General features: G+C 43.8%; 13 protein-coding genes. 3 read left to right on the top strand and 10 right to left on the bottom strand.

What is annotated here, in order from left to right; all coding sequences use genetic code 11:
• The first annotated feature begins 295 nt into the window (after window positions 1-295).
• Window positions 296-928, top strand: coding sequence for a DUF2057 family protein (locus EXZ60_RS00860; protein ID WP_277435112.1), 633 nt, complete (start codon window positions 296-298; stop codon window positions 926-928).
• A 64-nt stretch (window positions 929-992) separates the two neighbouring features.
• On the opposite strand, the gene EXZ60_RS00855 is transcribed toward EXZ60_RS00860, so the two are convergent.
• The 3 genes from EXZ60_RS00855 to EXZ60_RS00845 all read right to left on the bottom strand — a co-directional run bounded on the left by EXZ60_RS00855 (window position 993) and on the right by EXZ60_RS00845 (window position 4,187).
• The gene (locus tag EXZ60_RS00855) at window positions 993-2,378 is read right to left on the bottom strand and encodes a DASS family sodium-coupled anion symporter (protein ID WP_017043564.1); all 1,386 of its coding nucleotides are present in this window, start codon (window positions 2,376-2,378) and stop codon (window positions 993-995) included.
• Window positions 2,379-2,573: 195 nt separating this feature from the next.
• Window positions 2,574-3,431: an alpha/beta fold hydrolase gene (locus tag EXZ60_RS00850; protein WP_115339947.1), complete on the bottom strand. Its 858-nt coding sequence runs from the start codon at window positions 3,429-3,431 to the stop codon at window positions 2,574-2,576.
• Between the two features lie 147 nt (window positions 3,432-3,578).
• Complete coding sequence (locus EXZ60_RS00845; RefSeq protein ID WP_019283475.1) at window positions 3,579-4,187, bottom strand: helix-turn-helix domain-containing protein; 609 nt, start codon at window positions 4,185-4,187, stop codon at window positions 3,579-3,581.
• 126 nt (window positions 4,188-4,313) lie between these two features.
• On the opposite strand from EXZ60_RS00845, the gene EXZ60_RS00840 reads away from it, so the two are divergent.
• Window positions 4,314-5,270 carry an AEC family transporter gene (locus EXZ60_RS00840; protein ID WP_094126662.1) on the top strand — a complete coding sequence of 319 codons (957 nt, stop codon included), beginning with the start codon at window positions 4,314-4,316 and terminating at the stop codon, window positions 5,268-5,270.
• 58 nt (window positions 5,271-5,328) lie between these two features.
• On the opposite strand, the gene EXZ60_RS00835 is transcribed toward EXZ60_RS00840, so the two are convergent.
• A complete protein-coding gene (locus EXZ60_RS00835) occupies window positions 5,329-6,078 on the bottom strand; it encodes a transporter substrate-binding domain-containing protein (protein WP_277435111.1) in 750 nt (249 codons plus the stop codon).
• Window positions 6,079-6,253: 175 nt separating this feature from the next.
• On the opposite strand from EXZ60_RS00835, the gene EXZ60_RS00830 reads away from it, so the two are divergent.
• Entirely contained in the window at window positions 6,254-6,883 is a 630-nt protein-coding gene (locus EXZ60_RS00830) for an START domain-containing protein (protein WP_026027526.1), read from the top strand.
• Window positions 6,884-6,888: 5 nt separating this feature from the next.
• On the opposite strand, the gene EXZ60_RS00825 is transcribed toward EXZ60_RS00830, so the two are convergent.
• From EXZ60_RS00825 to EXZ60_RS00800, 6 genes are all read right to left on the bottom strand, one after another.
• Entirely contained in the window at window positions 6,889-7,284 is a 396-nt protein-coding gene (locus EXZ60_RS00825) for an MAPEG family protein (RefSeq protein WP_017043566.1), read from the bottom strand.
• Window positions 7,285-7,360: 76 nt separating this feature from the next.
• Window positions 7,361-8,101, bottom strand: coding sequence for a DUF2931 family protein (locus tag EXZ60_RS00820; RefSeq protein WP_277435110.1), 741 nt, complete (start codon window positions 8,099-8,101; stop codon window positions 7,361-7,363).
• A gap of 1 nt (window position 8,102) precedes the next feature.
• On the bottom strand, window positions 8,103-10,235 hold the full coding sequence (locus EXZ60_RS00815; RefSeq protein ID WP_277435109.1) for a DUF2235 domain-containing protein: 2,133 nt from the start codon (window positions 10,233-10,235) through the stop codon (window positions 8,103-8,105).
• The gene (locus EXZ60_RS00810; protein ID WP_277435108.1) at window positions 10,232-11,032 is read right to left on the bottom strand and encodes a DUF4123 domain-containing protein; all 801 of its coding nucleotides are present in this window, start codon (window positions 11,030-11,032) and stop codon (window positions 10,232-10,234) included. Before EXZ60_RS00810 ends, EXZ60_RS00815 begins: the two co-directional genes overlap by 4 nt.
• 21 nt (window positions 11,033-11,053) lie before the next feature.
• Entirely contained in the window at window positions 11,054-14,527 is a 3,474-nt protein-coding gene (tssI, locus tag EXZ60_RS00805; protein ID WP_277435107.1) for a type VI secretion system tip protein TssI/VgrG, read from the bottom strand.
• Window positions 14,528-14,668: 141 nt separating this feature from the next.
• Window positions 14,669-15,187 (bottom strand): Hcp family type VI secretion system effector, encoded by a 519-nt coding sequence (locus EXZ60_RS00800; RefSeq protein ID WP_013868180.1) that lies wholly within the window; start codon window positions 15,185-15,187, stop codon window positions 14,669-14,671.
• Between the last annotated feature and the right edge of the window lie 219 nt (window positions 15,188-15,406).

The following is a 15,406-nucleotide window of genomic DNA, read 5'->3' as shown; positions in this document are numbered from 1 at the left end:
TACATCTTAAAAGCAATTCTGAGTCAGGAATTCAGAATTTTGACAAAGCAAAGCAGGTAAATTTAATTTTTTACGCTAATTAAGGCCTTTGAAGAAGACTAAATGGCATAATTTAAAATTAAGAGAATGACATTATCACGTGACTAACGATCTGATAATATTGACGAATGCATGACGCATGCCTCGCACTAAAGATGTTACATTTCAATGAAAATTAGTCACTTATGCCGTTGAGAACTTGCTTTTACAACCAACTATCGGCAACCTCTACTCTATTGCTTGCAAGGATAAAATAATGAACCTAATTAAACTGGCTTTATGTACATTAACCATGATCTTTAGTGCCTCTGTATTGGCTAATATCACTCTTGAAATTCCAGACACCATTAACTTATTAGCGGTGAATGGTCAGAAGCCCGAAACTTCTGGCAGCCTATTTTCCTCAGCGAAAAGCCTTGAGCTGGCCGATGGTGAACAACAAATCGTCTTCAAATACGCGCCTTATTTTACGCAAGGGAATGACCGCGTGATTATCGAAAGCGATGCAGTCATTGCCACATTCACCGCAAAGGATGCAAAACTGAATTTTGCCATGCCTGAATACCGTGATGCACATCGAGCAGAGAAAGAGATTAAAACAATGCAATGGTCACTGATTGACCAAGCAGGCCAAACACTAGAGATAAAGCAAGATCGCCTTCTTAAAGAAGGGTATCAAGTAGGCCGTGACTATATCCGTGAAGCAAATGACTATAATCGCGCAGGGGGTATTGCAGCTATTGGAATGACGGATGTTGCTATGCTGCAAAATGAACTAGCTCAGTCAGGAAATGTACAAAACGCCGCCGAAGAAATGCTGCATTTTTGGTACAACAAGGCTGATGAGAAAACGAAAGCACGCTTTAAAGAATTCGTTAACCAACAGTAATAACATCTCAATATGAGCTCTCTGAATTGAGAGCTCATTAGTATTGAAGTAGTTTGTGCTTAGCTTACCAGAACAGCATCGCAATCATGGTCAGCAAGCCAATACAAGCAATATTTAACATCATACCCACTCGCATCATCTCACTTTGCTTAATGTGTCCAGAGGCAAACACTATCGCATTGGGTGGCGTCGCAACGGGCAACATAAATGCACAAGAAGCCGCAATAGCAATCAATACAGATAGAATCACGGGTGAGATACCAAAGGCTTCAGCAACACTGGCAAACACCGGAATAAGCAGCGCTGCACTGGCTGTATTACTCGCGAATTCCGTTAGGAACACCACGAAAACAGCAATCACGAATACAATAAAGAACAGACCTAAATGAGAGATCAGGGCACTTAGTTCATTGGCTAGGAAAACGCTGGTTCCCGTTTGCTTAAGTACGTTGCTCAAGCAAATACCGCCGCCAAACAGCAGTAATACCCCCCAATCTGCCGTTTTTTCTACATCTTTCCAGTGCACCACTCGGGCAAAATTGACCAAAACAATCGCACCCAGCGCAACCAGAGTATCAAAGCTCGCAAAACCACCCAGCATGGCATTGACTGGTTTGCTAAATATCCAACAAAAAACCGTTAATGCGAAAATACCAAGCGTGACGACTTTACCTTTATCCCAAGTAACAGGTTCATAATTGAGCTCGAACTCTCCATTAAGATCCGGTTTTAATGCGAAATATAAAATAGTAATCGCAATGGGCAGCATAATCGCCGCCGTTGGAGCACCAAATTTCATCCAATCTGTAAATGAAAGACCAACCTCAGCCGCGGCAATCGCGTTAGGAGGGCTTCCTACGATGGTTGCGATACCACCAATACTGGCGCTGTAAGCAATACCTAACAGCACAAAAACATAGGTCGAATGACCACGGTCTTTATCCACTTTGCTGAGTACACCAAGCACCAGCGGTAGCATCATCGCAGCGGTGGCGGTGTTACTGATCCACATTGAAAGCGCGGCAGTCACACCAAACAACATGAATACCGCAACGCTCATTTTTCCGCGCGCCATGATAAGAACTTTATCGGCAATAACTTTGTCCAGACCCTGCCGATGCATAGCAGCAGCCAATGCGAATCCACCTAAAAATAGGAAGATAATCGAGTTAGCAAAGTTATTGAGCGCCGTTTGGGTGTTAAAAACACCAAAAACGATGGCCATGATAGGCACAAGAATGGCTGTGACCGTGACATGTAAAGCTTCCGTTAACCACAGCACAGCAATAAATGCCAGCATACTAATGCCCAAAGCGACATTAGAATCAACAGGCAAGGCATTGTACAGGACAAAAAACAGGACAATATCGGCTAGGATGATAAGGCTGTTACGGTTAAAAAACCATTCTCGGGTGTTGGAGGGTAAAGGGACACTATCATTTCTATTCATTATTATTTTTCCTTATGAGGGCCTACTGGCAACAATATGATCACACATATTCAAACAAGGAGATAATAATTATTGCGAAATTGTTAACCTTATCAAGACTATGGTTAACAATTTAACACTTTGAAATAAATGGAAAACTATTGGTTAAATTACACCCATCCAATTACGGCTTCAAATGAGCTTAAAACGAACACCTTAGCATGGTATTCCTGCCAACAAATCAAATCCGTACTTAACTTGTTCACCTTTCATCACACGTCCATGTCCTTGGTTTTGGGTGGTAATAAGTGACACTTTCTCGATTTCTTCTGCCGCTCGCTTTGACACAGAATATTTGGTGAACTTATCATTCTCATCGTGAACAATGACGCTGCGAGATTGACGCTGAGCAAGCTTATGGTAAGGATCGATAGATTGAATGGGATAACGATATTGATCGGCAACTTCCGCAACAACGGCCTCAAATAAGCGCATCGAATAGCCAGACCTTGCCACACTGCTGAATAAGTTATCCAAATAATCCAGCACGGGCGCGACCAATAGCATTGGACAATGCTCAATTTTATGATGTCGGCATTCTAATGCGGCGGCCGTCCCCATACTGTGTCCAACGATACCAGCAACATTGTCAATACTATCGAGTATCGCTTCCAACCCTCCAACAAACGCAGGAATGTGACCATACACTCCCTCGCTTTGACCATGTGCTGGGTGATCATAAGCTAATGCCGTATAACCACGTGCCGCAATATGCTCCATCAGTGGATAAAACTGACTTGCCGTGCCAGACCAACCATGGGTCAATAACCAAATGGGACCACTTCCGAGTTGATAAGTCGTCAGAGCCCCTTCGACGCACATTACACGGCCAGTTTTCAGGCCAATTGGCGGCTGATTTTGAGGCTTACTTCTTGCCGGAGTCAACAATACATTTCGTGCAACTTTTTTGGCATGTGACGGTGCGAGCGTGTGATGAAGACGAGTGCTCATATTGACCAATGTACGTTTCACACTGAATGTGTTTGAGGTGCTGAAATAGATTTTTTCACTCACTGAGTTGCCCTTCCTCTCGATAAAATAGAACGTTCGTACTATTTCTAATTAAAAATTTTTATTTTGCTAAGCATTTTATTTTGTTAAATAAAAGTGCATTTTCGCTGTTGCGGATTCGTTCTTCTCGCTGTGAAAAGCGAGAATTAGCTAACATTGCTGCTTCACTATATTTCGCCATCGAGACATTAAATCGTCCACGCCTTTCCAAAAATGTTGATAACTTTCCATTTGGCCGTAGATCGAGTAGAACAGATGAGCACTTAAATAGAGTCCATACAATTCATAAGCAGCCTGCTTTACATCCAATTTCGGATGAAACTGTGCGCTATCAACCCCTTTTTGAATTTGAATTTGCAAGTAATGAATCCAAGTCGCGATGGTTTTTTTAAGTACTTTTTGAATTGCACAATCACAAGTTGCGGCATCTTTCCACGCATCTAAAAACATACAACTGCCTTGGAATGAATGATTCCAACCTAACCAGTGCTCTAACAACACTCGCAATTTAGCTTCGATATTCTCGTCGCCAATCAGGCGAGCCGGCGTAATAACACGCTCAGTAAACACAGAATGGGCATGCTCTAATACTGCAATTTGCAAATTTTCTTTAGCATTAAAATGCGCAAACAAACCACTTTTTGATAAACCGCACTGTTTTGCCAACTCACCGATAGTGAGACTTTCCAAACCGTTTTCACTGGCTAATTCGAACGCTTTGTTCAGTACATTTTCTCTTGTAATTCTACCTTTGCTCATATTATGCCGACTCTCAATTCATACCATGCTATTTTTAGCACGTTCGTTCTTTTTTGCAAATTTGATTTTGCAAAATGAGGAACTGTGGAAGAATAGCAACGCTATGAGCAACTTCAATGGATTGATATGACAACGATTATCGAACAACTTTTGTTTTCGGCCTCAATTACAGGGCCTATCTGTTTGATGTTAGTACTGGGCGTTGTACTGAAGCGAACGGGGGTTATCAACGACAATTTCATCGATGTCGCGTCACGCATCGTATTCCAAGTTACCTTACCAGCCATGCTATTTCTTAGCATCGTCAAATCACAGCACGATTTTTCTTCCAGTGCAGCACTGATCGGCTATGGACTACTCGCTAATTTCCTATTTTTTCTTTTCACGACGTTTTTCACCAAAAAAGCGTTCCCACAACATCTGGATCACGGCGTGATCATCCAAGGCGGGTTTCGTGCAAATACCGCCATTATCGCTTTGGCTTATGTCGCAAATACTTATGGCGAACCAGGGCTAGCATTAGCGGCGATGTACGTTGCCGCAACCACTATCCTTTATAATATTCAAGCGGTGATAACACTCACGCCAAAAGGGGAAAGTTCCGGGCTCAAAGCCGCTGGAGTGATTGCCAAAACACTCACCAAAAACCCACTAATTATTGGTATTCTGCTCGGTGTTTTATGCTATTCCTTATCCCTTCCAATCCCGAAAATGGTCACTGATGCTGGCCAATATTTTGCTAATATGACACTACCATTAGCACTACTGTGTACTGGCGGCTCACTCAATATAGGTTCACTCAGAAGCGACAAATCACCGGCTTGGTTTGCCACTGCCCATAAGCTGATTCTCGCCCCGATATTGATCACATCGGGTGCGTTACTTTTTGGCTTTCGCGGGTTAGATCTAGGGCTAGTCTTTTTAATGAGTGCATCCCCTACCGCTGCGGCCAGTTATGTTATGGCTAGAGCAATGGGAGGAAATGCAACCTTAGCGGCCAACATCATTGCATTGACGACCGTATTTTCACTGTTTACTTGTACACTAGGCATCTTCCTGCTCGCGTCTCTGAACTTAATCTAACCGCCTTTTAATTCACTGCGGAAAGGTAAGAAGGAAGGGCTATTCAAAAAAGAGCGAATCATTCCACCATGGAGACATCACTTTCTTTCAGTCCATGATTAAATAGCGTCAACAATTGTTCACTTCGTTCACCCATTTTAGGGAACAACAGATAGTTATTATTGATGAGAAAAGGTTTGGAATGGTGCGTGATCATTTCTCGCCATTGTGGTAAGTATTTATCCAGAGTGTAATAACCAATATGAATTTCTTCTGGCATGAGATCAATCCGCTTTTTCGCCAGCCGTTCGAAGTTCTGTTTTGGATCATTGACTCGAGACATTTTTATTTGCTGCGTTTCTAACAATCTGTCTAACTCGGCACCATAGCTGTAGGCAATGCCACCTCCTAAATGTAACCCCTTAAGATCATAGAGGCTTTCCCAGTGAAAGTCAGTTTCTTTATGGTGAAAAAACACGAAGCGTTCATCGCTCACCGCTTCGCTATAATAAAAATCTACCGTCCGCTCTTGGTTAAACATCCAAATAGCAGTTGCATCATAACGTCCAGCTTTGGCTTCGGCGTATGCTCTCGCCCATGGGAAAAAATGAAACTCAACTTCGTAGCCGGCATCCTTAAATACTTTACGGATAATCTCAGCAACAAAACCATTATTTTCAAGGTGTTGACCAATAAACGGCGGCCATTCACCAGCACTAATACGAATAATATGACCATTGTGTATTGAGGATGGCGCTGCCCATGCGGGGATAGAAATCCATGATAGGATGAGACAGAGCCAAACCTCATACCATCTTAAAGATTTCATTGCCGTACCTGAACATTGAGCAAACTTTTAAGTAACATAACAAAAACTAATAAAACAAAACGTATACATAATATATTTATGTTTTTATGCTAGTGCAGTTCTTAAACCCACTTTTTGTAACCAACACGACAAAAATAAGGCCACGTACTACAACATCAATGAGGAAAGAACCATGATGAAATGGATAGTTGGTTTAAGCCTACTATTTAGCAATGTTGCTAGTTTGGCAGCGACTTCGGTCGATTGGTTACAGGTAAAATCAGAAGACGGCATTACGATCTACTCGCGACACCATAGCGATGGCTTAGTCCAAATACGGGCGCAAATGTTCGTACCCACCAGCTATTTCGCTTTTATGCGGCTATTAGATGACAGTGAACATGTACCAAACTGGATAGATAACGTGAGTAATAGCCGTGTGCTGCAAAAAATTTCAGATACCGAGAATATTGTTTACACCCAATTCTCGGCACCATGGCCAGCTAAAAACAGAGATATGGTGACTTATTCAAAATTTGAGATGCTACCTAATGGTTTAAGTTTAGACATAGTGGATGCCCTAAATTACTTGCCTGAACAACCGGGATACATCCGTATCACTCAAGTCAACGCACATTGGACGCTGCAAAAACTGACTAATGGTATGACTCACATCGATTATATTGCCTTCGCTAATCCAGGAGGTGCGCTACCTAACTGGTTAGTGAACAAACTGTCCACTGACAGTGCCTTTACCACATTTAAAGGCTTGCGCCGAGAATTGGCCACTTATCAAGATAAACTTCACCCTACCGTGAATGAATAGCATTCTTAACCCAATACTTGGCCAAAAGGAAGGTAAATAATATTCAGCACGATCAAGATAACCATCGCACTGAACGTTAGCTTCATACCACGAATCCGCCCTTTAAGTTGATCACTTAAAATCGCTCTGGCATGTAAAATTCGGCCAACGATAAACGTAATACCCACCCCGTGGATCCACCATACGCTGGCACCATTAAACTCCAATAACCCCATTAGGATTAAAGTAATAGGAATGTATTCTGCGGCATTTCCTTGCGCGCTGCGCGCTAATTGCAGTGCTGGTACTCCACCATCGGCATATCTCACTTGGTTAGCCCGACGCTGTTTAATAACGTTAATCGCTAGCCACAAAAATAATATTGAAAGTATCGATGCATATAGAGCAGTAACCATGGTCATTCCTTTTCAAGTCAGCAGTGCCTCTATAGTAGTGCATCAAACACGTTCAGATCACTACTCTGATTCAAAGCAATCTCTAGTTCTGGAGTAGCTTAATCTCCTGAGCCGAGTACACCTTATCCACTTTATCCCAAGGAATCGGGTCAATTGATACACCTGCGTCTTTTGCGCGTTGGTGAATACGCCCTAAATAAGAAGCCTCTTTATATGTGTCAGCTGTAAAACCGTTGCTATCACGATCCATGACTTTATCTGGTGCTAATTCTGCTAGATATACGGTCTCGCCACAACCTCTTAGCCAAACTTTGGCTTGCCCATTTGGCAATAACCCAAATACAAAGTCCGTGCGATAGCAGGGATTGACGACAAAACCATTAGCTCGAGTATAGCTGTCTTGTTTTGCCATAAGTTGCTTTATAGACTCTGGCACAATATATTTCGTCACATAAAATTGAGTATTTACTAGCGAAACCCAATATAAATAAACACTATCTGGCAAGTGATTCGTACCACCTATTTGGTATCGACTTGTTATACTTATGGCATGAAGAGGAAGACCAAAACCATCATAGTTAGGCAGCTTTTTACGCGCGTTACTTAACTCACTATTACTAAAAGATTGCGGTGTAAAACTATGCAGCAATGATGTCCAATTTTCATTTTCATTTACCCCATACGCCTGAGTAACTTTAACAGGGTAAAAAGAGGGCATAACAACACCCACTCGCCATTTATCTCTTGGTATATATGTTGCACTAGAGGCGCAAGAACTCAGCAAGCACAAAGATAAAATGATAAGTATTGCTTTAATATTCAACTTATTTTCCTTTCTCACATGAGTAGCTAGACCGTTTATAGCAGCCTTGACTTTCGTCCCAAAGCGGTTTGAGTGCAAAACTATCATCCGAAGAATGATGAAATAAGTTTAACTGCATCAACTCTTGTTTACGTTTTGCATCAAACTCACTCTCTAACTTGGCATATTGCCCTTGCTTCGCCATATCCAGTACTTTTTGATTTAATGCCTTAAAATTAGCAGCTAAACTATTATTCGATTGTGCAGGAAAGTCCATGACTCTATAAGAACCACGATCTGGGTCTTGCCATAAAAAACCATTATCATCAGTTATTGGTACCCCGTGAAACTCAGCTAAACCATACATCAATCTGAGGTATAAACGGGAGAGCTCTCCTTCCACTTTGCGCTGTATATAAAGGCGACCAACCACTCTTCCGCCCTCTTTTTTACTATGATTGATAAATTCAATTTCTGGCTCTGTGTAATCACTCTCCTGCCAACCAGTGGCTAAATCACGCTGTTTATACTCAGCCAGCTTTCTTCTCACGTATTGCTCGGCGCGATCCTTATCCCAGCGGTCAGAGAAAGAGCGACTCGCACGCTTCACCAACTTCTTCTCTAAGATCGGCAAGAGATAATCACTATTGTTGTAGTTTAGGCGTGAATGGTAACCACCACCAATATCGGAATGGGCTCCGGGAAGAACAAATTCATGAAAATGCGCAGCCGAATCCACAGAGTTAAGATGGTTAAGGCTGAAGTTATAGCGGCACTCAATACTAGGATCGGCGGTTAAGTGAACAGCACGCCGAATGCGCTGAGGATCAAGCCATAACCTAACATCACCGTTATCATGATGAGTTGAAAAATCAAAAGAGAGTAGGTCAACCACAGAAGCTACGGTATCAAACAGGCCTGCAAAAGTAATCTCACAGTTGGCTTTAGCCTCATCTGCTTCATCCCAATCAAACCCATACGCCAAGGGAACGCCACTTTTTTGGCACGCCTTGCTAAACGCTTGAGCAAACTCGCCCTGCTCGCCATCCAAAACCACATTGATGAAGTGTCTTGCCGCGGCAGCTCCACGGCTAAAACCAAACACATCGAACTGAATTTTATTTATTCCATCAACATCATCTCCTAACTGAGCAAAGATTTGACTTACAACCATATGCATATTATCCGATAGTTGCTTTACGCCAGTTGTTACTTTTGCTGTGACTCCATACTGACCTATCCCTAACCCTTGCCCAAACGTAGATTCATCAGCGGGTTCAATGTTTTTACTATTACCAGTGCCAATACCAGTGACATACTCAGCATGTGTAAAAACATTTAGGTCGCTGAGATATTTATCTTGTGAGTATAATTCAAACAACTTCTGTACATTAGTTAGCTCATTAGTAGCGCTGCCTGCCACTGTCTCTACTTCGCCTTCATCATTTTTAAATAAAGAGATAAAAAAATTGTCTTTTTTAGGATAATCAAAACACTCGCTCGATAAGTGAGTAGCAGGAATGTCGTTTTTAAGCCGCCCTGTTTTTCTGGAAATAATGTCGCAGTCAACGTTGTATTTCATTTTCCATGTTTGATAGTAATTCTCTAACTGAGTTTTCCCCCACTGCGCACTGTAGCTATTATTGGCCGTACCATCAAAAAATATACCTACACGTAAGGTAATAAAGTTAAATCCTCTCACTTTAAGGACATAACTTTTATCTGTCAGTAAATTACAAGCATCCGCTTGGCCTTTTTGGTGTCTTACGGGTAGAGCTTGTTCTGGCGTTAATTCGGTTAGATCGCCACTGGTTACATTTAGAAAACTAGCACTATTACCTAAATGGTCTTGGTATTGCTTGGCAAAATCCAAAGTGGGATCGGCTTCATTATTGGGTGTTCTCAGTTTGCCCTGAGACTCTCTTAACCATTGTTCAGCATCGAGAGTGAGCGTCACCGGGCCGGGGGCAAGCGTTTTAAGCAAGATAGGTGCTTCACCTAATACGACGGGAAATTCATGCTTTGCAGAGTCAGTTATAGTGCCAGTGATGCCTTCAAATGGCTTATTGAACTCATCACGGATGATAATTTCAATCCAATGCGTTCGATTTTCACACGGCGCACAAAAAGGGCTAACTCCTGTTGTACTTCTCATTGCCAGCTCTCCTTAATGGCCTTTAACTCTTTCAATTCATCCAATGTTAAATGTAAAGGATGGGATAAATCATCAAGCGCGGTATCGGTTGCAGTGACGAGCGCAACTAACGCATGCTGCTCTGCGACCTCGTAGCTATTTTGCTTTTCTAATGCTGATTGCAAGGCTGATAATATCGTCTGCTGCGGTGATTCTAGGCGTTGTAAAAGATGCGGCAGTAGCTCCCACCAACGTCTTTCTAAGGAGTTGGCATGAACATTTACGTTGTACAAAGGCGCTAGGTGGTGAGGTGACATCTTCCACCAAGTCCCGTGACGAAGCACAAATTCACTGCATGAGGTATTACTGAAGGTAATGAGAGCGTCTTCTTTATGGTGATCAATCGCCATCAATTGGTTGATGTTGCCTAAAAAGTGATTCACCTCGGCTTCATCCATCGCTCGTAGTATGGGAATAATCACATCACGATCGTAAAAACGAAACATCACTTCTTCGCCATCAAGTGAAGCTATCAATAAGCTTTGTAAATGATCGAGCATTACTTCAGTACGGGTTGAACTGGTTAGAAATAGACCTTGCAGCAAAATCTCGACTGGCAGGTTTAACACTTTCCCAGATACTGGAACGAGCCACGGAGATAAGCCCATTACTGAAGAAAAAGTATCTCCATGAAATAGTACGGCCATGTTTTCGAAACTCATACCGCCGTTTTCAAGCATCGCATGCTTGATTGTCTTATATCCAACAAGCCAATACACAGATCCGCTTTGTTGCGTTACCCATTGATTAATCATCATTACATCCCTGTATTTTGATGGTTATTGGCTAGTAATGCGTTGCCATTCTTGTGGTTTTTCCGCCTTGACCCATTCAGCTTTATGATTAGCTGAAGCGCTTTTTTTCGCATTTTTGACTGGAGGCATGTTTATACTCTGCCGATAGTTTTGGTACCAGAGATCAAATTGATCGCCACTATTTTGGATAACATCGTCAACTTGATTATTGACTAATGTACGTTTTTTACCCTCAAATGCATCGAGTAGCTTGGTGTCTGTTTTTGCAGTAGATTCCACCTTGGGTAAATAACCTTGCAGCGCGTTTGGAACCGTTCGAAACTCAAAAAGTATCGCTGGTTGTGGGCTTTTAGGATCACCGATGGTGGCGTTATTGATGCCATGCCCAGCTACTTCTCCACCATTTTGAAAGTATTGAAATACATTAACGGCGAGATCATTTGAACACACCGAATAAAGTTCTGGAGTTATTTTGCTACGCACGACTCGAGAATCCTTAGCACTTAATACCTCTAACATTTTCGAAGGCTTAGTTCTTGGTAATATCTCCCAAGCATTTTTCACTTTAGGGTCCGTTAAACCATTAGCATTAGGTGTAATGCCTTCTGATTCTGGCTGCCACTCGTTGATATAAATACCAAATTTTTTCGACAACTCAGCGGTTTTAATATAGATGGACGTTAAGTAAGCAAATACTGAGGAAGCCGTTTCTTCATCATCCAACCGCTCACCGCGAGTTAATGACAAAAACTTATCCTTGAGTGATTTTTTATACCAAGGGGCTAATTCAAGTAACCGAAGCTCTGCATTAGCGCCCGTTCCAAATAATTTAGCGCTAACTCCAACTGTAACCTGCTGCCCACTCGGGGTCATCGAGATTGTTTGACCTTGGTAATCGGCAGCGACACCATTTCCAGCAGCGATAATATGATTCACGTTCGAGATTTCTAGAATAAACTGACCATCATCACTACTCGTAGCCGCAAGCGTTTGATGGTTAAACTGGCTAATGTGCGATGTGAAATACTTCGCTAACCAAAGCATACCTGCTTTACGATCCTCGACGGCTTTTTCATCATCCATTGCACAAGGGTAAGTAATAAGCTCAATTGTATGAGTTTGCCACCCTGTATAATCTCGACCATTTTTAAGATGCGGCGGGCAATGATAACTGCCTTGATTCATATCTTTGGTCAACATGAATAGCGCTTCGCCTTTTGCATTTTTTACATAACCAAATTTTTGTGATGAATTGGCAGGCATCGCGACAATCAAACCACTCAGCTCATTCTCGATACCGATTGAGGAAGTCGGGAAATGAGTACCAAACTCCGGAGCAGGCTTAGTTGTATTTCGAACACGAGCATCTGATGCTAAATTCGTTGCTTGTACCAGCACTGGTTGCGGTGGTGCTAATGGCGGAGGTGGAGGCGGTGGGGGACTCACTAACCCTTGAGTTTGCTCTAAAGGACAAACTCTTACTGCAGGGATACTTGCCTCTTCAGCTTGCAATAGCGCTTGGTAAAGAATGGTTTGAGGTGGCGCGGGGGATTTTTGCAGTTCAAGCTCACCAGGTAATAACGGTAAATCACCACTAAAACCACTGCCACTGCCCGCACTTCCGCCTGAGTTTAAATTAACGCCCGCCCCAGAAAGATGGACACCAGCAGGATCGACTTTGACAAAACTGCCGCCGGCTGTCACGGTAATTTCTGATCCAGCTTCGATCACCACTTTTTGTCCAGCTTTGATGTGGATTTCATCTCCACTTTCATTAGTCCAAACTTGCCCTGATTTTACGTGCAAGGAACCATCGACCATTAATATACAGCTACCCTTAACCGATTCGCGGCTTTCGCCCTCCATCGTGAGATGGTGGTTATGTTTAACGTGCGTAAACTGGTCGTTATCCACCGTGAGGTGCTGGTCGTGCTTGATGTGCGCCGTGGCGTCATTGAGCACCAAGGCGTCTAAGTCTTTTTGCGCGTGTAGGTAGATTTTCTCTTGCGCTGCTTGGTCTTCAAAGCTCAGCTCGTTAAACCCTTCTCCTTGGTGCGTTTCACTGCGCAGCACGGTTTTGGTTTTGTTATCCGGCAGTGTGTACGGCGCTTTGTTGGTCGCATGGTAGGTACGGCCTGTCACTATCGGTTGGTCTGGGTCGCCGTTGAGAAACGAGACGATGACTTCATGACCAATGCGCGGAATGGCTATCATGCCATATTGGCTGCCAGCCCAACCTTGTGAGACGCGCACCCAGCATGAGCTGTGTTCATCGCCGTTGGAATATCTGTCCCACGGGAAATGCAGTTTGACGCGGCCATGTTCGTCGCAGAAGATTTCTTCGCCATCAGGGCCCACGACTAACGCCATGCAAGGGCCATCCACTTGAGGTTTGGCTTGCGGTGTCGCACGCCACGTGACATCGGCAGGAATGAGCGTGAATTGGTTGCTGTACGTGGTCGCGCCACTGCCGCCCTCTTCTTCCAAAGCTTGTGGCTGACGCCCTTGGTGGTGCACTTGCACTACAACCCAATCGCGGTTCGCGCTGTCGTCAAGATGCTCTTGTAAGTCGAACTTTGTGCCCGCTTGCAGGCCAGGATGGTTACTTTTTCCGGTCGCGGTACGCGCTTCTCGTCGTAGGTACTCTAAGCGAATTTGATTAAAGGCTTTGCCGCTGATGTCGTCTTTAAAGCGACCCGGTGCATCAAAGTGCTCGTAGGTCGCTTGCTGGTAATCCATCTCGCGCCCTTGCGCTTGCTGAGCAAACGAGTAGCTCGGCTTTTTAAAGCTGTAATCTTGCAGCGCGCTGTGGCTCACTTCGGTTTGGCTGTGTTGCGTTAATTGCGACACATAAGGGCTTTCCATCACGCCACCTGCGAGGGCGTTGTAAGGGATAGGCGTTTCTCGCTTTATCAGGCTTTGGCTGTCGTCACTGAAAAAGAGGGTGTGTTTCCCTTCTTCATGAATGAAGTGATACACCAAGCCCTCTTCGGCGGCTAAGCGGTGCAAGAAGTCGATATCCGTCTCACGGTACTGCACGCAAAATTCACGCTGCGCGCACTCACGTTTCAGCGAGAAGGCGTAGTCGTTAATGCCCATTTCTTGCAGTACGATGGAGAGGATTTCGGGAACGGTTTTGAGCTGGAAAATACGGCTGTTTTGGCGCAGTGATAGCCGCTCTAATGCCGGGACTAAGGTCAATGAGTAAAAGGTGTGATGATGGCCGATGTCACCTTTGCTGAACTGGCGCACAATGCCGTGCACGCGCTGCACGACAAGGCCATCACGCAACATCTCAAGCTGAGCGGTTTTGTCCACCAGCTCCAGCGCCGTTAAGCCAGATTGGCGACTGGCCAGTTTTATCTCATAGCGAAAACCGTAGCAATGCAGGCCCGCTTGCGCGCTATCAGACAGCGATTCCACGCCTTGGTATTCACGCACCACCAACGTGTCGTCTGCCAAACCCTCCACGGTGAGCCTAAAACTTAACCTTGCCATCTTTTTACCTTCCACATTTGAATGTCGAAAAACCTTAAGCTCAATACATAACTAGGCTACGTACTGAGCTTAAGGTTTTGGTGTGGGCCACTCACCCCAAGGACATGAAACACGAGTGAGCGACCCAAAAACTAAGCGTGATTACGCTTCAACAGGCTTGCGCCAGTCGTCAGAGCCTGAAGTACCCGCATTCACGTGATCCCACAGGATTTTACGGTAAGACATAGAAACCGTAACGTTTTGTGTGAAGTCGCCGTTCGCTGGATCTTGGCAATGTGGCATTTCACAGTGAATGTCCACGATAGACGCGCTTTCGAGTGTAGTAGTGAAGAAGTTCTCTTGCTTACCTTCGATAGAAGTGCGGTACCATTTTAGCTCAACCGATTTCATCTTCTCGCCAGACGCCAGTGCGTTATAAAGAAGAGGAACCGCTTTGTTTAGCGCTACGGTGAATTTAAATGGTTTGTGAACACGTTGACCAGAAGGCTGACCTGATTGTGGATCAGTCGGTACAGTTACAACGTGGTCAAATTGTTGAACCAACATTTGGTCTTCATGACCTTCAACGAACGCATCACCGATTGAATCAGTAGACAGAGCACCAGCAGTGATCAGGCCCTGAGTTTCGCCTTCGATAGAGATATAACATGGAGTTGGCATTGCAAATTCCTTACTTTAATGATGAATGGTATGAAACAAGTTCACTCGTCATAGAGCAAAGTCAGTGCCAACTCTATTACTATTTAAAATCAAACACTTATATTGTATGTATTTTTGATTGAGCAAAAACCTGCCCAGTATGAGCAAGATATTGCTTCGATGGGTAAAAACTTACCCTCATTCTGAGACAGCCAGATGTAAAAATCCCGATTCACACTG

Source organism: Vibrio sp. 1151_11 (assembly GCF_029478525.1).
GTDB classification, from domain to species: domain Bacteria; phylum Pseudomonadota; class Gammaproteobacteria; order Enterobacterales; family Vibrionaceae; genus Vibrio; species Vibrio anguillarum.
The sequence above is the reverse complement of the archived record's forward strand: the minus strand, read 5'-3'. Positions and strand labels throughout refer to the sequence as shown.

Excerpts from the sequence above, each read along its gene's own strand:
- EXZ60_RS00855 (WP_017043564.1), bottom strand. The coding sequence starts at position 2,378 with ATGAATAGAAATGATAGTGTCCCTTTACCCTCCAACACCCGAGAATGG.
- tssI (WP_277435107.1), bottom strand. The coding sequence starts at position 14,527 with ATGGCAAGGTTAAGTTTTAGGCTCACCGTGGAGGGTTTGGCAGACGAC.
- EXZ60_RS00800 (WP_013868180.1), bottom strand. The coding sequence starts at position 15,187 with ATGCCAACTCCATGTTATATCTCTATCGAAGGCGAAACTCAGGGCCTG.
- EXZ60_RS00845 (WP_019283475.1), bottom strand. The coding sequence starts at position 4,187 with ATGAGCAAAGGTAGAATTACAAGAGAAAATGTACTGAACAAAGCGTTC.
- EXZ60_RS00810 (WP_277435108.1), bottom strand. The coding sequence starts at position 11,032 with ATGATGATTAATCAATGGGTAACGCAACAAAGCGGATCTGTGTATTGG.
- EXZ60_RS00840 (WP_094126662.1), top strand. The coding sequence starts at position 4,314 with ATGACAACGATTATCGAACAACTTTTGTTTTCGGCCTCAATTACAGGG.
- EXZ60_RS00830 (WP_026027526.1), top strand. The coding sequence starts at position 6,254 with ATGAAATGGATAGTTGGTTTAAGCCTACTATTTAGCAATGTTGCTAGT.
- EXZ60_RS00825 (WP_017043566.1), bottom strand. The coding sequence starts at position 7,284 with ATGACCATGGTTACTGCTCTATATGCATCGATACTTTCAATATTATTT.
- EXZ60_RS00815 (WP_277435109.1), bottom strand. The coding sequence starts at position 10,235 with ATGAGAAGTACAACAGGAGTTAGCCCTTTTTGTGCGCCGTGTGAAAAT.
- EXZ60_RS00860 (WP_277435112.1), top strand. The coding sequence starts at position 296 with ATGAACCTAATTAAACTGGCTTTATGTACATTAACCATGATCTTTAGT.
- EXZ60_RS00835 (WP_277435111.1), bottom strand. The coding sequence starts at position 6,078 with ATGAAATCTTTAAGATGGTATGAGGTTTGGCTCTGTCTCATCCTATCA.